At 47.7% G+C, this 17,042-nt stretch carries 15 protein-coding genes; 13 read left to right on the top strand and 2 right to left on the bottom strand.

Going from position 1 to position 17,042, the window contains the following annotated elements; genetic code table 11:
* Positions 1 to 46 precede the first annotated feature (46 nt).
* Both ald and GNE05_RS16255 read right to left on the bottom strand, forming a co-directional pair.
* Positions 47 to 1,177 carry an alanine dehydrogenase gene (gene ald / locus GNE05_RS16260; protein ID WP_003152011.1) on the bottom strand — a complete coding sequence of 377 codons (1,131 nt, stop codon included), beginning with the start codon at positions 1,175 to 1,177 and terminating at the stop codon, positions 47 to 49.
* Positions 1,178 to 1,280: 103 nt separating this feature from the next.
* Positions 1,281 to 2,510 (bottom strand): sporulation transcriptional activator AdeR, encoded by a 1,230-nt coding sequence (locus GNE05_RS16255; RefSeq protein WP_014418775.1) that lies wholly within the window; start codon positions 2,508 to 2,510, stop codon positions 1,281 to 1,283.
* 315 nt (positions 2,511 to 2,825) lie between these two features.
* On the opposite strand from GNE05_RS16255, the gene GNE05_RS16250 reads away from it, so the two are divergent.
* The 13 genes from GNE05_RS16250 (at position 2,826) to GNE05_RS16190 (ending at position 17,029) form a co-directional block, all read left to right on the top strand.
* Positions 2,826 to 3,119, top strand: coding sequence for a WXG100 family type VII secretion target (locus tag GNE05_RS16250; protein WP_003152013.1), 294 nt, complete (start codon positions 2,826 to 2,828; stop codon positions 3,117 to 3,119).
* A gap of 75 nt (positions 3,120 to 3,194) precedes the next feature.
* Positions 3,195 to 3,434: an ESX secretion system protein YukD gene (locus tag GNE05_RS16245; RefSeq protein ID WP_003152015.1), complete on the top strand. Its 240-nt coding sequence runs from the start codon at positions 3,195 to 3,197 to the stop codon at positions 3,432 to 3,434.
* A gap of 14 nt (positions 3,435 to 3,448) precedes the next feature.
* Entirely contained in the window at positions 3,449 to 4,735 is a 1,287-nt protein-coding gene (essB, locus tag GNE05_RS16240; protein WP_160182985.1) for a type VII secretion protein EssB, read from the top strand.
* 54 nt (positions 4,736 to 4,789) lie between these two features.
* Positions 4,790 to 9,265, top strand: a complete 4,476-nt coding sequence (essC, locus tag GNE05_RS16235) for a type VII secretion protein EssC (protein WP_160182984.1) — start codon at positions 4,790 to 4,792, stop codon at positions 9,263 to 9,265.
* Positions 9,262 to 12,378 carry a type VII secretion protein EsaA gene (esaA, locus tag GNE05_RS16230; RefSeq protein ID WP_160182983.1) on the top strand — a complete coding sequence of 1,039 codons (3,117 nt, stop codon included), beginning with the start codon at positions 9,262 to 9,264 and terminating at the stop codon, positions 12,376 to 12,378. The genes essC and esaA overlap by 4 nt, the downstream gene beginning before the upstream one ends.
* A gap of 7 nt (positions 12,379 to 12,385) precedes the next feature.
* Positions 12,386 to 12,859 (top strand): type VII secretion protein EssA, encoded by a 474-nt coding sequence (gene essA / locus GNE05_RS16225; protein ID WP_021495371.1) that lies wholly within the window; start codon positions 12,386 to 12,388, stop codon positions 12,857 to 12,859.
* 60 nt (positions 12,860 to 12,919) lie between these two features.
* Positions 12,920 to 13,651 (top strand): (S)-benzoin forming benzil reductase, encoded by a 732-nt coding sequence (locus GNE05_RS16220; RefSeq protein WP_007408685.1) that lies wholly within the window; start codon positions 12,920 to 12,922, stop codon positions 13,649 to 13,651.
* A 164-nt stretch (positions 13,652 to 13,815) separates the two neighbouring features.
* Complete coding sequence (locus GNE05_RS16215) at positions 13,816 to 14,346, top strand: HD domain-containing protein (protein ID WP_007613450.1); 531 nt, start codon at positions 13,816 to 13,818, stop codon at positions 14,344 to 14,346.
* A gap of 137 nt (positions 14,347 to 14,483) precedes the next feature.
* Positions 14,484 to 14,720, top strand: coding sequence for a DUF2642 domain-containing protein (locus tag GNE05_RS16210; protein ID WP_095060625.1), 237 nt, complete (start codon positions 14,484 to 14,486; stop codon positions 14,718 to 14,720).
* Between the two features lie 135 nt (positions 14,721 to 14,855).
* On the top strand, positions 14,856 to 15,962 hold the full coding sequence (locus GNE05_RS16205; protein WP_014418769.1) for an AI-2E family transporter: 1,107 nt from the start codon (positions 14,856 to 14,858) through the stop codon (positions 15,960 to 15,962).
* 61 nt (positions 15,963 to 16,023) lie between these two features.
* Positions 16,024 to 16,245, top strand: coding sequence for a spore germination protein (locus GNE05_RS16200; RefSeq protein WP_014418768.1), 222 nt, complete (start codon positions 16,024 to 16,026; stop codon positions 16,243 to 16,245).
* Positions 16,246 to 16,316: 71 nt separating this feature from the next.
* Positions 16,317 to 16,565: a YueH family protein gene (locus tag GNE05_RS16195; RefSeq protein WP_003152028.1), complete on the top strand. Its 249-nt coding sequence runs from the start codon at positions 16,317 to 16,319 to the stop codon at positions 16,563 to 16,565.
* 65 nt (positions 16,566 to 16,630) lie between these two features.
* Complete coding sequence (locus GNE05_RS16190; RefSeq protein WP_003152031.1) at positions 16,631 to 17,029, top strand: YueI family protein; 399 nt, start codon at positions 16,631 to 16,633, stop codon at positions 17,027 to 17,029.
* Positions 17,030 to 17,042: the final 13 nt, after the last annotated feature.

The following is a 17,042-nucleotide window of genomic DNA, read 5'->3' as shown; positions in this document are numbered from 1 at the left end:
AAGAAAAAAGGACAGCCCGCTGATCAGGCTGTCCTCTTCATATCTATTAAGCTTTTGCAGCCGAACCTTGCATTGCTTTTTCAGCAGGCACGTAGTCATAGCCTAAGTCTTTGGCTACCGCTTCATACGTGACATGTCCATTAGCCGTATTTAAGCCCGCTTTAAGCGCAGGGCTGTCTGCAATGGCTTGTGCCGCGCCTTTATTGGCGATTTGAAGCGCGTAAGGAACGGTTACATTCGTTAATGCGAGCGTAGACGTACGCGGTACGGCGCCCGGCATATTGGCGACAGCGTAGTGAACGACGCCGTGTTTTTCGTAAGTTGGATTATCGTGGGTTGTAATATGATCAACGGTTTCCACAATGCCGCCCTGATCGATGGCAACATCAACAATGACGGAACCCGGTTTCATTTGTTTAACCATTTCTTCCGTAACGAGAGTCGGCGCTTTGGCTCCCGGGATGAGCACGGCGCAGATCAGAAGATCCGCTTCCGCGACGGAATCTGCAATATTTACAGGGTTTGACATCAATGTTTTAATCTGATGCCCGAAAATATCATCAAGCTGACGCAGTCGGTCTGCGTTCAAATCGATCATTGTCACATCGGCACCGAGTCCGACAGCCATTTTCGCGGCATTTGTTCCGACGCCGCCTCCTCCGATGATTGTGACTTTTCCGCGGGATACACCCGGTACGCCGGCTAATAAAATTCCTTTTCCGCCCTTTGGTTTTTCAAGAAACTGAGCCCCGATTTGAGCGGCCATTCTGCCGGCCACTTCGGACATCGGCGTAAGCAGCGGAAGGGAACGTCCGTCCGTTACCGTTTCGTACGCGATAGCTGTCACGCCTTTTTCTGTAAGCGCTTTAGCTAATTCCGGCTCTGCAGCTAAATGAAGGTAAGTGAATAAGACCAGACCTTGACGGAAATACGCATATTCTTCAGCCAGCGGTTCTTTTACCTTCATGACCATTTCCGCATCCCATACTTGCTTTCTGTCCTCCAGAATTTCCGCTCCTGCTGATACGTAATCTTCATTTGTAAAGCCGCTTCCGAGTCCCGCTCCGGATTCCACAAGAACCCGATGGCCGTTTCCGATAAGCTGTGAAACGCCTCCAGGTGTTAATGCCACTCGATTTTCATTGTTTTTGATTTCCTTTGGAACCCCGATAATCATGTCTGTTTCCCCCAATGTTTGTGTGATGCTTCAAGTGTAGCGCGATTTTTGCGAAAATTCTTTGTTTGAAACAGAAAATAAAAAAACACGGATTTGTGAAATTTCACGAACCCATGCTGCGAAGTTTGATATCAAGGTAAATCGTAAACTTTTCATTCACATTTTTTAAGTCGATTTCTGCGATCTGGCTGATTCTTTTCAGCCTGTAATTCAATGTATTGACATGGATGTTAAGCGCTTTAGCGGCAGTGTTGACGTTGCTGTCGGCATCAATAAAATGTTCGAGCGTTTTTACCATATCGGCTTGGTGCTCCCTGTCATACTGCTCAAGCTTTGAGAGGGAATAGTTCATATAGCCGCTGTGCTTGCGTTTTTCATCCAACACATCCAGGTACTGATAAATGCCGAGTTCCGAAAAGCTGAAAAGGTGTTTGGTTTCTCTCACAAACCGCTCTTTCGCTTTTAATACGGAAAGCGCTTCCTGATAGGAGCGGTAAACATAAGAAATCGATTCGTAAATACCGCCGACCGCAATCGACGCATCCTCAATTTTATATCGTTCCTTCAGCTGTTTTTGAATATGAAGGGCGAAGTGCTTTAAATCTTTAAAAGGCTGATCGGTTTTCGGCGCGGCTAATAAGATTAATTCATTTGAATCAACAGTCGCCAGCATGACATGAATCTGCTGTGTCGTTTCCTGCAAATATTGCAGCTGCTGTTCCGTCTTTTCAGTCAGCTCATCATGTAAACGGATGATCATGACGCTGAACACGGACGGCAGCGCCATCCCGAGCTTATGAAACCCTTCGGCCATTTCGGCTTCCTGATAAATATGGCCGGTCAGCATTTTCCAAAAAAACTCCTGGCCCCGCTCTTCGATTTTCGTTTTGCGGATCTGCAGGTGCAAAAGTTTGTTCCGCACCGCTTTGGCTGCCAGCTGAAGTGTCTTCAGATCCTCGTCATTGAGCTTTTTTTTGATCTCAAGCGCCCAAATAAATCCGAGAACCTGACTGTTTTTCCAGATGGAAATCGCCACGCGGTTGCTCAGGCCCACCTCGTCAATTTCTTTCACTTTGATCGGCTGGTCCGTTTTTAAAAGGGCCGGAATGGTTCCGTCTTTCCACAGTTTGTTGATGACTTTTTCCGGCACCCTCCGCCCGATAATCGTCGACGTCCGGGCCGGATCTGTACAATCGCTGTGCGTGCTGTATGCAAGCAGTTTATGATTAACGTCTTCTATTGTAATGGGGCATTGAAGAACTTCACTGATATGGTCGGCAACATCTTCAAGCCTGTCGAAACTGTACTTAAATGGATCCTTTGGATTGGTCATCTGTATCCCTACTTTTTCATAGCTTCATATCTTGATCTTACCATCTTGCTTTTCAGACTGAAAGGCATCTTTGCAGGGAAATGGACTAGGACAATAAGATCATTCGATGAAATCGAAAACAATAAGAAAATCATACTATTATATTTACAAAATGTGTAAATGTGCCGAAAAATCGAATATATCATAAGACTCATTTTGTAAAATTAAAACAGATTTGTTTGACTGTGCCGAATGGTTGTTTTTATAATAATGACGTTCAAAAAATAAGTGAATTAGCCCATATTTAGGCTGATGACACAGGAGGGTATAAGGAATATGTCTGGATTAATTCGTGTCACACCCGAAGAGCTAAGAGCGATGGCTAAGCAATATGGCGTTGAAAGTCAGGAAGTCATGAATCAGGTTGACCGCCTGAACCGCATGATTTCTGATTTGAAAGGCATGTGGGAAGGTGCTTCAAGTGAAGCATTTGCGGATCAATATGAGCAGCTGAAACCTTCATTTATTAAAATGTCTGAATTGCTGCAAGATGTGAATCATCAGCTCGATCAAACGGCAAATACGCTTGAGTCTACTGACCAAGATATCGCTAACCAAATTCGCGGATAATAAGATGAATGAAGAAACGGAGCGCCTGATTCAATCAAGAAGACGGCGCTCTTTCTATGTAAGGGTGATATGAATATGTATATCGATATTACAATAGATTTAACACATTATAACGGCAGCGTCTTCGATCTCAGATTGTCAGATTACCATTCTGTGAAAAAAGTCATTGATATTGCCCGGCAGGCTCAGCATGTATCCGTTCCGCCGCGTGAAGGCTATTGGATCAGAGTGGTCAATAAAGAAACGGTTTTTTCCGGAGAACAAAAACTATCTGACTGCGGCATTACGAACGGAGACCGCCTTGAAATTTTATGAAAGGACATGGTGGAATGACAGGTCATAACAGATCTTATTTAGAAACAGAATTAGACGCCGTCCGGGAAGAAACCGAATCAGGCTTCACGTTCACCTTCCAGCGGGAAAAAATCAAGCTTCTTGACGGGCTGGAAGCAAACGTGATTAAAGATGCTGATCCTTTTTTTCAAAAAGAGGTCTCAGTTTCAGAAGACGAAGTAACCATCACAATCAAACCTCCTTCTTCTTATCAGGCTTTCCGCTATATAAAAGGAAAAGATAAAAAAAGCAGGTGGCAATTTGCCTACCGTCTCGTCCAAGCCGTGAAACAGCATAAGCTGAAACTTCTCAATCTGATTGCCGCCCCTGAAAATATCGTGTTTGATAAAGCGCTGACGCCTTACTTTCTTCATTACGGCGTAAAGGAGAGCCTTCCGCCTTATGAGGAAGATAGAGAAAGGGTGTTAAAAGAGCTCAAAGCCTGTGCGGCGCTTGCAGCTGACGGGGCGTACACCTTCGATGAATATTTGAAGTACAAGGAGACGCTTCACTTCTCTCCTGAGGTGAAAAGCGTGCTAGAGGCGGAGACGATTGAAGAACTGGAAGAAACCATTCAAACCGCAATTGATTCCCTCGAAGAAAGGGACAAGACATACATAAAACTGCCGAAAAAGAAATGGAAAATCCAAAGATACGCCGGTCTGGCGCTTGCCGTCCTCCTTGTGCCGACACTTCTTTACTCCTTATACGTTCTGTTTTTCGCCCAGCCGAAGCAAGAGGCAATTACAGAAAGCAACCGCTATTTTTTAAATCAGCAGTACAGCAAAGTCATTGACACACTCGCTAAATACGATGCGGAAAGCCTCCCGGAATCTGTGCAGTATGAGCTTGCTTCCTCTTATGTGGCAGTTGAAAATCTGAGGGAAGAGCAACGGAAAAACATCGGGAATCTGGTCACGCTGCAATCAGACCCGAAGCATTTCCTTTATTGGATTGATATCGGCAGAGGGGAAAATGAAGAAGCCATCAAAATCGGCCGCAATCTTGAGTACAACCCGTACATCTGGCTCGGACTTACAAAATATAAACAGCAATTATTAGCGGATGACAGTATGAAAGACGACGAAAAGCAGAAAGAACTGGACGCCGTGGAAAGCGAGCTTGCGAAGGCGAAAAAAGAGGCGGAGGAACAGCATAAAGAAGCGAAGGAAAACGGTGACACCGCCGAAGCTTCCGCCGGACAGGATGAAAGCAAACAAGACAAAGCGAAAGATAACAAAGAGAACGACAAGAAAGATGAGAAAAAAGATGGAAAAAAATAACAGCACACATCAAATGGCCGCAGGTAACGATCAGGCTGTCAGGAGGTTCGCCATATGAGTCTGTTATGGGTCTTTTACCGAGAGCACGTACAAAAGATTCAGCTGTCTGAACTCCCGCCGTCTCAGCCGATTACGATCGGTCCGGATATGAAAGATACAATCACGTTCGGCACACTTCCGTTACGGCAAAACGCCGCAACCCTTTATCGAAAAGAAACAGATCGTTATGATGTTTTCCTGGGAAATAACTGTGCCGGCGAATTGACAATAGGAAATGAAATGCCCTGCCGGATTGAAGAAGAGACGATGCGGCTTCTGCTCACCCCTGACCGGGAAGAATCCTCCGTCTATTTTATCGGCGGGAAGGATGAGATCGTTTTCTCATCAGAAACAGAGGAAGCGGATATATACAAAGAGCCGTCCTCCGCTCAAACAGGGGCTTTTTATCTGCGAAAGTCGGCAGGATGCTGGTCTGTCGTCCCTGATGGCCAGGACGTTTATGTGAACGGAAAGCTTGCAGAAGCTCCCGAAAGGCTCCGCATGGGAGATGAGCTGCTGTGGAATTTTCTGCGTGTGAGGCTGACGGAGGACGACCTTTTAGAAGTCGTTCATCACGAAAAGCTTCAAACCGGTTTAACCAAAACGGTAAAACCAAGCACCGAAATGAAAAAGAAATACCCGCAATATCGAAGAACGCCGCGCATGGTCTACGATCTTCCAGAAGACCGCGTTTCATTCAGCTTTCCCTCGCAGGAAAGCGAACAGAATAACCGGGGGCTGTGGCTCGTCATTCTGCCTCCTTTGGTCATGCTGATTGTAATGGGGGTTGTCGCCATTATACAGCCGAGGGGCATATTCATCCTTGTCTCTTTGGCGATGTTTATGATGACTCTCATTACGTCCACCGTGCAGTATTTCCGTGAAAAAAACCAGCGGAAAAAACGGGAGGAAAAACGGGAGCGTGTGTACAAGCAGTATTTGGAAAGCAAACGGGAAGAGCTTCAGACGCTGTCGGAAAAACAGCTGCAAGTGCTGACGCATCATTTTCCCCCGTTTGAAAAAATGAAATATTTAACTTCTGAAATCAGCGGCCGCATTTGGGAGAAATCGCTGGAAAGCAGGGATTTTCTGATGCTTCGGCTTGGAACGGGCACGGTCCCGGCAAGCTACGAGATTTCAATGAGCGGCGGAGACCTGGCGAACCGTGATGTGGATGACTTGATGGAGCAGTCGCAGCACATGCAGCGTGTGTATAAAGATATCCGCCATGCGCCCGTGACCGTTGATTTACAAGAAGGGCCGATGGGGCTTGTCGGGAAACCCCAGATCGTCAAAAATGAAATTCACCAGCTGATCGGCCAGCTCGCGTTCTTCAACAGCTACCATGACCTGCGATTTGTCTTTATCTTTCATGAGGACGAATATAAGGAATGGGAATGGATGAAGTGGCTGCCGCAATTTCAGCTGCCTCATATGTATGCGAAAGGATTTATTTACAATGAACAGACCCGCGATCAATTGTTATCGTCCATTTACGAGCTGCTGCGGGAGCGGGATTTGGAAGAAGATAAAGAAAAGAAGATCTTCCAGCCGCATTTTGTCTTTGTCATCACAAATCAGCAGCTGATCGCAGAGCACGTCATTTTAGAATATATCGAAGGCCGGCATGAGCATCTCGGCATCTCGGCAATCATCGCCGCGGAAACGAAGGAAAGCCTGGCGGAAAACATTCACACCCTCGTACGCTACATTAATGAAGATGAGGGAGACATTCTCATTCAGCAGAAAAAAGCGGTACAGATCCCGTTTAAGCTGGACAGGCACGAACGGACAAACAACGAGCGGTTTTCCCGGACGCTTCGGACATTGCACCATCAGGTCGGAATGACGAATTCCATTCCTGAAACGGTCTCATTTCTGGAGCTGTTTCATGCGAAGGAAGTAAAAGAAATCGGCATCAGGCAGAAGTGGGAGACAAGTGAGTCTGCAAAATCGCTGGCTGTTCCGATCGGCTATAAAGGAAAAGACGACATCGTCTATTTAAACCTGCATGAAAAAGCGCACGGGCCGCACGGATTGCTGGCGGGAACGACCGGCTCCGGGAAAAGTGAATTTCTGCAAACGTACATCCTGTCATTGGCCGTTCATTTCCACCCGCATGAAGCGGCGTTTTTGCTGATTGACTATAAGGGCGGAGGAATGGCCCAGCCGTTCCGCAAGATGCCGCACCTTCTCGGAACCATCACGAATATTGAAGGAAGCAGAAACTTCAGTATCAGGGCGCTTGCATCCATTAAAAGCGAGCTGAAAAAACGGCAGCGGCTGTTTGATCAATATCGCGTCAATCACATCAATGACTATACAAAGCTGTATAAAAAGGGAGAAACGGATATTCCGATGCCGCACCTGTTTTTGATTTCAGATGAATTCGCCGAGCTGAAAAGCGAAGAGCCTGACTTTATCAGGGAGCTTGTCAGCGCGGCCCGCATCGGACGGAGCCTTGGTGTGCATTTAATTCTCGCCACGCAAAAGCCGGGCGGCATCATTGACGACCAAATATGGAGCAACTCACGCTTTAAGGTCGCGCTGAAAGTGCAGGATGCAAGTGACAGTAAAGAAATCCTGAAAAACAGTGATGCGGCAAATATTACGGTCACCGGACGCGGCTACTTGCAAGTCGGAAATAACGAAGTGTATGAGCAGTTCCAGTCTGCCTGGAGCGGCGCCCCTTACATGGAAGATGTATACGGCACCGAGGATGACATTGCCATCGTTACCGATACCGGCTTAATTCCGCTGTCTGAGGTGGATGCGGATGATGCGGCGAAAAAAGACGCCCCGGCAGAAATAGAAGCCGTAGTCGAAGAAATCGAGCGGATTCAAAATGAAATGGGCATTGAAAAGCTGCCGAGCCCGTGGCTTCCGCCGCTTGCCGAACGTATCCCGCGCACGCTTTACCCTGCGCAGGAAAAAGACCGCTTCTTCATCGCCTGCGTGGATGAGCCTGATCAGCAAAGACAGGCGCCTCTCGCTTATACGATGATGGATGACGGCAATATCGGCATTTTCGGCTCATCCGGCTACGGCAAGTCAGTGGCTGCCATCACCTTCCTGATGAACTTCGCGGAAGGATACACGCCAGAAGAGCTTCATATGTACATCTTTGATTTCGGAAACGGCACGCTTCTGCCATTGGCAAAGCTTCCGCACACCGCAGACTATTTCTTAATGGATCAAATGAGAAAGATCGAAAAATTCATGATCCGCATCAAGGAAGAAATCGAGCGGCGGAAACGGCTGTTCAGAGAAAAAGAAGTCAGCCATATCAAAATGTACAATTCGCTCAGTGAAGAAGAGCTGCCATTTATATTTATCACAATTGACAATTTCGACATCGTAAAAGATGAAATGCATGAATTAGAAACAGAATTTATCCAGATTTCACGCGACGGGCAAAGCTTAGGCATTTACTTCCTGCTGACCGCAACGAGGGTAAACGCCGTCCGCCAGTCGCTGTTAAACAACATAAAAACGAAAGTCGTCCATTATTTAATGGATCAGTCAGAAGGATACTCCATTTACGGGCGTCCGCCGTTCAGTCTCGAACCGATCCCGGGCCGCGTCATGATCCAAAAAGAAGAACTGTATTTCGCGCAAATGTTTCTTCCGGCTGAAGCGGAAAATGACCTTGAGATGTTCCAGGCGCTGAAAGATGATGTCAAAGCTTTAGCTGAGCGCCACGCCGGAACAGCCGGCCCAGACCCGATTCCGATGCTTCCGGATAGGCTGACGGCCGGCGAATTTTCACTCCGTCTCGGCCCGCATCAAGAACCGTTCCGCATTCCTGTCGGGCTTCATGAGGAAAAGGTCAGCCCTGTGTACTTTGATCTGGGCAAAAATAAACATTGTCTTATTTTGGGCCAGACACAGCGTGGAAAAACAAACATCCTGAAAGTGATGCTGAATCACCTGCTGCGTGAAGGTACGGAACGGGTCGGGCTGTTTGACTCGATTGACCGCGGACTGTCGCAGTATGCGCAGGAAACAAAGGTCAGCTATCTGGACACAAAAGAAGACGTCCGGCAGTGGATCGAAACGGCAGAAGCCATTTTCACGGAGCGCGAAGCTCAGTATGCGCAGGCCGTCAAAAATGGCGATGTGCACAAACTCAGTTTCTCTCCGGTCGTGTTAATGGCCGACGGCATTACAAGATTCCAGCAGACGATCGACACCGCCATTCAGGACAAACTGGCGATGTTTATGAAATCTTACGCGCATGTGGGCTTCAGTTTTATTCCGGCGGGCAATCACAGCGAATTCTCAAAAGGCTATGATTCCTTAACGACGGAAATGAAACAGATCCGCCACGCGATGCTGCTTGTGAAAAAATCCGAACAAAATGTCATTCCGCTGCCTTACCAAAGGCAGGAACCGGACATTCAGCCGGGCTTCGGCTATTTGGTTGAAAACGGGAAGGAGCAAAAAATCCAAATACCTTTATGTTCAGCGGAAAGGGAGGCCGTCAGATGACTGAACAACGAAAAAGCCTGATCAAATTAATAGCCGCGGTCGTCATCATTCTGCTGCTGCCGGTGCTGTTTTTCCGGTTTATCGGCGATGACCCGGGAAAACAAAAAATCAACGCCACCCGCCAAATCGCAGTCGTGAATGAAGACATGGGCTTACAAACAGATGAAAATGAGGAAGAGGAATCCGTCCATTTCGGCAAAGAAGTAGCGGCCGCTCTCGGCGGCCGTCCGGATTATTCATGGACGGTTGTCAACAGGAGCGCGGCTGAAAACGGCCTGGCGGCTAAGAAGTATGACGCCGTCGTTTACATTCCATCCGATTTTTCAAAAGATATCTTAAGCTATGACAAGGAGCGTCCGCAAAAAGCCACGCTGACATTCAATATTCAAAGCAACCTGAACGCCGTCAACAAAGAAAAAGTGCAGCGTGAGCTAGAAGACGCCCAAAAATCAATGAATAAAAAAATGTCGGCATTATATTGGAATTTCGTCTCACAAAAAGTGAACAATGTCCGAGGCGATTTTGACAAGATCGTCAATAAAGAATCAGAATTTCAAAACGTTATGTACAATTTTTACAAGCCGAGCTCCAATGACTTGGCAGGTGAAATCAAACGGCAAAAAGACCTGATTGACGAACTGAAAAAATCAATGAATGAAGCGCAGGGCGCGGCAAAAGAAAAATTGACCTCGGCAGATGAAGCCAAAACCACGCTCAAAGACTTTGCCGATACGGTCGAGCGCTATAAACAATATCAAGAAAATCAGAAAAAACTGCTGATGGCCGCGCAGGAACAAAATCAAAAGCAAATCACAACCGGACTGAATGCCATTAAAGCACAGCAGGCCGCCAACCAGTTCAGCACGATGATGAGCGGGCTGTCTTCAGGCATAAACCAGGCGCAGACACAGCTTGCCCAGACGGGATCGGCTCTTTTTGCCGCCCAACAGGTGAGAGAAGCGCAGGTTCCTGATCAGGAACGCGGGATGGCGAATATTCAATCCAATTTACTGGACAATTATTTGACTCAATATAAAGCTCAAGCAAGATTTGAAACACTGAACAGCATCCAAACCCTTATGAAAAGGGATCGGCAGGCATTAACCGTTCCGGAAAAGGACCCGGGGGATGACGGCTCGGATGAACCGAAAGAAGAAGAAAAACCGGAAGAAGAAAAACCCGGCGATCTGAAAATTGACCTTGACGATCAGCGTGACGAGTTAAAACGCATCTCCGCTGAAATCAATCACATTTCTGACGGATTAAAAGAACCGGAAAAAGAAAAACCGGAACCCGAAAACCCGGGCCAAGGCGATGACGGTGAAAACTCCGGCGATACCGATCCGAATAACGGAACGAATCCCGGAGAAGACGGAAAAACGGAAGACGGCACAAAAGAAGAGCAGCCTGCTTCTGATAACACAGGCGATCAGGAGCCAAAAACCGTCCAGACCGCGACAGCCGCTAAAAACGTCACTCCGCCTGCTGATGAGCCGGCGGACGATCCGAACGATTCTGAAGGGGACGGAGGCACAGACATATCTGAGGCGAAAGAAAGGCTGAACCAAGCCGCAGAGCGCATTCAGCAAATTGAAAAAGAGCTGGAAGAAAAACAGCAGACTCATAATGAAGAACTGAAAAAACGTCTCGATGCTCTTGATGAAGAAATCCAAGGCCTTAAAGACCAGATTGATGACGTCAAAAAACGCGCAAAGAAAAAGCTGGAAGAATTGGAAGAAAAGAGAAAACAAGACTTCAATACCATTTACAGAATGATTGTAAGAACAGAACAGAACATTTTGAACTACCCGTCATTGGATGGCGGCCGCAAATCTGCTCTTGAACAGATATTTACCGCTGTCATCAATACAAAAGAAATATCCGATTTAATGAGTTACTATAATGATTTATCCCTGTATGAGGCGACACTCTATCACTCTCTTGACGCGGGCTCGCTGCCTGATGTGAAAAACAGGGTGCTGAAAGCCCAGCAAGGCGAAGTTCAAACCGTTCTCGCCATCAAACCGGTGGAAACGGCAAGCTGGGAAAACCTGAAAAACAACAAGATGCAGACAGATGAAGACATCAGCAATTTCATTAAAGGCATGACCGAATTCTCGGATAACTACAGCTCGTATATCAGAGATGAACAAGCCGGAGTGCTCGATGAGCTCGCCAGCATTTCAGACAGCGCGGCGAAAGCATCCGATCAGCTGGCTGAAGGCGCTGTGCAGGAAGCGGCCGCGTTCAGCGGAGACGGATTAACCGGAACGATGGCGCTCGGCGCTCAGGATACCGTCGGCCGCGAAGTCCTGCAAATGTCTGACACGATGGGCCATCTGTCAGAACGCCAGTCCGGCATCATCAGCTATACCGACAATATGCAGCAAAGCGTAAATGACGTCCAGCAAAAAGCGGACACCCTGAACAGCAACTGGGGCAAAAACGTCGATTCCACGAAATTGATCAGAAATGACGTGTACGGCATTTTAGGGAACGCGCTCGTTGACGGACAGGAAAACGGCTACGTTTATGATTATCTCGCCAACCCGCTTAAAATCAGCGGAGAGGTGCCGGAAGACCGGGTTCAGAATGTTCCGCCGGTCGTCATTTTGGTGATCGTCCTGATCAGCAGTCTTCTGATCGGCTATTTCAGCTCGTATTATCAGCAGGCGCCGCTTCTTGTCAAAGGCGCGCTCTTTGGGATTTTAAACATTATGGTCGGATTGATGATCAGTCTGTTCGGTCTGAATATCTACTCGCTTCCGGACGATCAGACGATTAAATGGTCAGTCTTTACGATTCTCTTGCTTGCGGCGAGTTCAGCTTTTATCCGGGCAGCCTTTGGCTTCAGCTCGATTACCGGATGGATCGCATCATCAGCGCTCATTCTCTTTTATGTGGCGCCTTTGATCGACCTGATTATGCCGAACTTCACCTTTGACAGTCCGGTTTCGAAAGTCTATATCGATATTCAATACGGAACGGGCCATCTGTTTGCGATGGGGGTAACGGTTCTTGCGATCATTACGCTGATTGCGGCGGCGCTTCCGCTCGTCATTCGGCTGTTTGCGGAAAAAACGGAGGAAAGTGATCAGTCTTATGAGGCGTAACACGTTCATGGAAAAAGGATTGCTGCTGTTTGCTCTCTCCTTTTTCCTTTTCCTTCCCCAAGCCGCAGCCGCGAATGAGGAAAATACTGATGTCAAGCCGAATGAATATGAAAAGAAAGACATTGAAATTCGTACGGATTACCTGCACGACGATGCCTACTCTGAGGAAAAAACGGCGCTTCCGAAAGAACAGAAGGATATCACCTTTGATCAGCCGGCCGAAAACCCGGATGACAAACTGATATCAAATTTGTTTACATCGTCAGACACGGAGCCGAATACGATCAAAGCGCAATCGAAAAAACTGGGTATCACATTTGCCGAGCCGGCGGTGAGGCGTACCTCGGCAGATATGGAAACGGAAGAGAAAAAGACTTCTTTTCTGCTGCCTGTCATTTATGCCGTCTTGATACTCCTCGGGATTGCGGCCATGATCTATCTGATCCCGAAAGTCACGGCGCAGGAAAAGGCAAAGCGGTAAACGGATCGCTTGTGTTTGCGGGAAGACAGCCCGTAAAATAAGAAAAAAAGGAGGAGTTTCATGCAGTTTTTTCTTATAACAGGCGCGTCAAAAGGCTTGGGCCGGGCGCTTACGGAACAGGCGCTTCAAGAAGGAGCCGAAGTCGCCGCGCTTTCAAGAACGATAAGCGGGGAAAAGCGCGAGGGACTGACAGAATACAGTGTTGATCTAACCGACCTGGCAGATACCGGGCGGCAGATGAAGGCGATTCTTGATCAAGCAGAGGAGAAGGGGTACTCCGCCGTCACACTGATCAACAATGCCGGAATGGTGGAACCGATCAAGCGGGCGAAAGAGGCTTCCGCCGAAGAATTGAACCGTCATTACACCCTTAATCTGACGGCGCCCGTTTTGCTCAGCCAAATGTTCACAAAGCGTTTCGAAGCGTTCAGCGGCAGCAAAACAATTGTCAACATCACATCGGGCGCGGCGAAAAATCCTTATAAAGGCTGGAGCGCGTATTGCAGCTCAAAAGCGGGGCTTGATATGTTTACGAGAACATTCGGGTTTGAACAGGAAGATGAAGAGCTGCCGGTCCGCATGATCTCATTCTCGCCGGGAGTGATGGATACAGACATGCAGGCTGTCATCCGTTCTTCGTCAAAAGAAGATTTCCATGACATCGAACGGTTCCGCAATCTGAAAGAAACGAAAAACCTCAGAAGTCCTGAATACATCGCCGGCGTCATTCACTCACTGATCGCGGGCGAGCCGGAAAACGGACGGATATACGATATCAAAGAATTTTTGTAGAGCAGCTTTCACGCTGCTCTTTTTTGTTTGTACAATCACTTCGGAGTCCGGCGGCATATGATGAATGAAACAACGTATAAGGGGTATAAGAAATGTATCAGATGAATTGAGTTTCTTCTCGATTTATGTTAGGATTCTAAAAATATAAATAAGGAGGGGTTTCCATGAGAAATGTAACGTTAATGGATGTCTTCACCCATCCAATCGCACAAAAGTATTTACAGCGTTCCGGTGTCGCCCATGCGATCGCCTGCGCGTTTCATGCATACCGTCTTGCCGTAAAAGCAGGTGTCAGCCCGGATCTGGCGGCGAAAGCGGCTTTACTGCATGACGTCGGCCATTATGAATGGTACACAGACGGCAAATGGGATTATGAAAAGTACAGAAGAAACGATATCCATGCCATTAAAGGCGCGGAACGGGCGCATAAGCTGCTCATCCGGCTCGGTGAAGAACCGAAAGCGGCGAAGGACATTGCGCTGGCGATTCTGCTTCACACCGATTCCTATCTGCCTGAAGGCGAACTGGACAAGAATACGCTCCAGCAAATCGTGAAACAAGCGGATGAACTCGATGAAGAACCCGGCGGACATCACCATTACCGCCAAATGGATCACACGGCCGCGCTCAAACAAATCCAAAAGCTTGATCAGTTAATTGACCAAGCCCAATATCCCATAAGAAGCTCAGTCTAGGCCACTCATGCGGCCTTTTCCCCTTACATAACTCCGCATGCTCACTAACACCTTTTCCGCTCCGATAGACGTACTGTGTCAAAGCCTTTGTCCGCTGCATATGCTGAAGGAAAACATAGTAAAGGGGATCAGCGAAAATGGCCCAACAAGGAAGCCCGCAAATCGTCTCGTTAGTGGACCCTTACGTTTATCAGACCATCCATAAGCTTATCGGCTCAAGGTTTATTATTCAAACCGTCAGACGCATTATCAGAGGACGGCTGATTGATGCCGCTCCGGATCACATCGCCATTGAAGAAACGCATGACCGTGTATTTTATATCAGAAACCGCCATGTGGTTTCCGTCATGCCTGATTATACCGAACGCGTGTAACAGCCCGAATAAGGCGCAAACCGGAGGCGGCCCTATAGAACCCCGGTGCGTCTTCTTTTTGAGATACATAGATGCACGGCGGCTTTTTTTGGTACAATCACAGTACAAGTTCACATAACAATAGGAGGAAACCGCTTGTTGAAATCAAAGGTCCATTTTTGGACGCTGCAAATTTTGCTCGTTTTGCTCATTATTTACGTATCAACGAAAGTCTCGTTTATTTTTCAGCCGTTTTTCGGTTTTATCACCACTCTGTTTTTCCCGATTTTGATCTCGGGCATTTTGTTTTTCATTTTTAATCCGATCGTGCGCCTGCTTGAGAAAAAAATCCCCCGGACATTGGCGATCCTGCTCATTTATCTCGTTTTCATCGGCCTGATTGCCTTTATGTTCACCGCCATCGGACCGATTGTGGCTTCCCAGGTCACGGGGCTGATTAACAATTTCCCTGATTACATTCATCAGATTCAAGTCTTGACGGCGCAATTATCCCATTCCAAATGGTTTACGTGGATGATGACGCAGGATTATGTGTCGATAGAAAAAATCCAGCAGTCTCTGACGGGATTTTTACAAAGCCTTCCGCAAAATATTACGGCAAGCCTGTCGGCCGTGTTCGGCGTCGTTACGAATATCACGCTTGTCGTGATCACCGTTCCGTTCATTTTGTTTTATATGCTGAAGGACGGCCGGCGGTTTCCGCTCTTGGCAGTCAAAATCCTGCCTTCTTCCTACCGGGCGGAAGGCAGGAAAATATTTAACGACTTATATGTCACATTGGCCGCCTATTTCCAAGGCCAGCTGCTGATTTGTCTCTTTGTCGGAACGGCATGCTTTATCGGATATTGGATCATCGGCCTGCAGTATGCGTTAATTCTCGGGATGGTGATCGCCGTCACCAATATCATTCCGTACCTGGGGCCGTTTCTCGGGGCGGCGCCCGCGGTGATTATCGCGTTTATGGATTCGCCGGCTAAGGCGCTGTTTGCCGTTATTGTTGTCGTTGTCGTCCAGCAGCTTGACGGGAACCTGCTTTCTCCGCTTGTCATCGGGAAACGGCTGAATACCCACCCGCTCACCATTATTCTTCTGCTTATCGGAGCGGGCAGTTTCGGCGGCATTCTCGCAATGATTCTGGCCGTGCCGGTTTACGCGGTTTTAAAAGCTTTCGTCTTAAATATCGTCCGGCTTATCAAACTTCGTCAGCGGTCAAAGCTCGAAGACAGCCGCAAGCCGAAATAAAAACGGGCACAACTCCCGATGCAGCGCATAAAATGCTGTAAAGAAAAGCGGAGGTGTGGGTATGCCTGCAATTGTGGGACCGATTTATATTATGAGTTTAGCCGGAGACGCTGCGGCGAGCTTCGGTGACGTGTTTGCCATTTCTCCCAAAGCCGTTGACCACTCAGGCGCGGGGGCAGGGGCGTTTCATTCCGGAGATTTTATCAAAGTCACTAATAAATTCAGCAAAACGCGCTTTGAAGACATCGATGTGTTTGACGAACCTGATTGGTTCAACGCGTGACAGCCTCCTTTTAGGAGGCTGTCGCTTTTTTGTAGTATAATAGAATCAGTCTTTATAAAAGGGGAATTTTTATGAAAATCAGAAAAGCGAATATTACCGTGCAGTCCGGAATGATCGGTGATGTATATCTGCATGAAAATAAAAAAGAACAGCATACCCTTGTAGCCGTTCCGGAACTTGAGTGGAGCACGATCATTTCCTATGAGGAAGAGAAAAAGGCGCTGGCGCAGCGGCTTTTACAATCATTCAGCAAGCTGATTGAAGAAGAGCCCGCCGGAGAGCTCGCCGGCAAGATCTCCCATTGGGTGGCTGAAATGTAACGAAGCGGTTTACCGCGTCCCGTCCGGGGCGATAATTGTAAAACAAGCTGAGGAGGGACAGGCCGATGAGCGACAAAACGGTTGACCTTTATTTACAGCAGGGGATGTACGGCCCTCTGCAGACGAAACCGGATGAACGCCATTTATTTTTAGGCTCGCTCCGTGAAAGAGTCATCATTGCCCTGACGAAGGGACAGGTGCTGCAAAAGCAGCCGTATGAAGAAGTGAAACAGGCGCTGAAAAGCCGAAAAGACGCGGTGCTCTATATAAACGGAAGGCTCCCGTATCATGCTTATTCACCATATATGAAGCTTGCCGCACTTGCCGGTGTCCGAAGCTCCGTCATATCGGACCTTCAATTCGAAACGCCGCTCGGCCTGGTTTTTGCCGCCGATTATGCCGTGAACCTTGACGGCATTTACGTACAGGATGACATTTTTCAGCGCTCACTCCTGAAATCTTAAAAGGGCAAAACAC

This window comes from Bacillus sp. AM1(2019), assembly GCF_009906915.1.
GTDB lineage: Bacteria > Bacillota > Bacilli > Bacillales > Bacillaceae > Bacillus > Bacillus velezensis.
This window is presented reverse-complemented; position numbering and strand designations above follow the sequence as displayed.

Bases quoted from the DNA above. Each gene is read 5' to 3' on its own strand.
- essB (WP_160182985.1), top strand. From the start codon at position 3,449: ATGACAGGTCATAACAGATCTTATTTAGAAACAGAATTAGACGCCGTC.
- GNE05_RS16255 (WP_014418775.1), bottom strand. From the start codon at position 2,510: ATGACCAATCCAAAGGATCCATTTAAGTACAGTTTCGACAGGCTTGAA.
- GNE05_RS16190 (WP_003152031.1), top strand. From the start codon at position 16,631: ATGAGCGACAAAACGGTTGACCTTTATTTACAGCAGGGGATGTACGGC.
- GNE05_RS16195 (WP_003152028.1), top strand. From the start codon at position 16,317: ATGAAAATCAGAAAAGCGAATATTACCGTGCAGTCCGGAATGATCGGT.
- GNE05_RS16245 (WP_003152015.1), top strand. From the start codon at position 3,195: ATGTATATCGATATTACAATAGATTTAACACATTATAACGGCAGCGTC.
- GNE05_RS16220 (WP_007408685.1), top strand. From the start codon at position 12,920: ATGCAGTTTTTTCTTATAACAGGCGCGTCAAAAGGCTTGGGCCGGGCG.
- essC (WP_160182984.1), top strand. From the start codon at position 4,790: ATGAGTCTGTTATGGGTCTTTTACCGAGAGCACGTACAAAAGATTCAG.
- ald (WP_003152011.1), bottom strand. From the start codon at position 1,177: ATGATTATCGGGGTTCCAAAGGAAATCAAAAACAATGAAAATCGAGTG.
- GNE05_RS16210 (WP_095060625.1), top strand. From the start codon at position 14,484: ATGGCCCAACAAGGAAGCCCGCAAATCGTCTCGTTAGTGGACCCTTAC.
- esaA (WP_160182983.1), top strand. From the start codon at position 9,262: ATGACTGAACAACGAAAAAGCCTGATCAAATTAATAGCCGCGGTCGTC.
- GNE05_RS16250 (WP_003152013.1), top strand. From the start codon at position 2,826: ATGTCTGGATTAATTCGTGTCACACCCGAAGAGCTAAGAGCGATGGCT.
- GNE05_RS16215 (WP_007613450.1), top strand. From the start codon at position 13,816: ATGAGAAATGTAACGTTAATGGATGTCTTCACCCATCCAATCGCACAA.
- GNE05_RS16200 (WP_014418768.1), top strand. From the start codon at position 16,024: ATGCCTGCAATTGTGGGACCGATTTATATTATGAGTTTAGCCGGAGAC.
- essA (WP_021495371.1), top strand. From the start codon at position 12,386: ATGGAAAAAGGATTGCTGCTGTTTGCTCTCTCCTTTTTCCTTTTCCTT.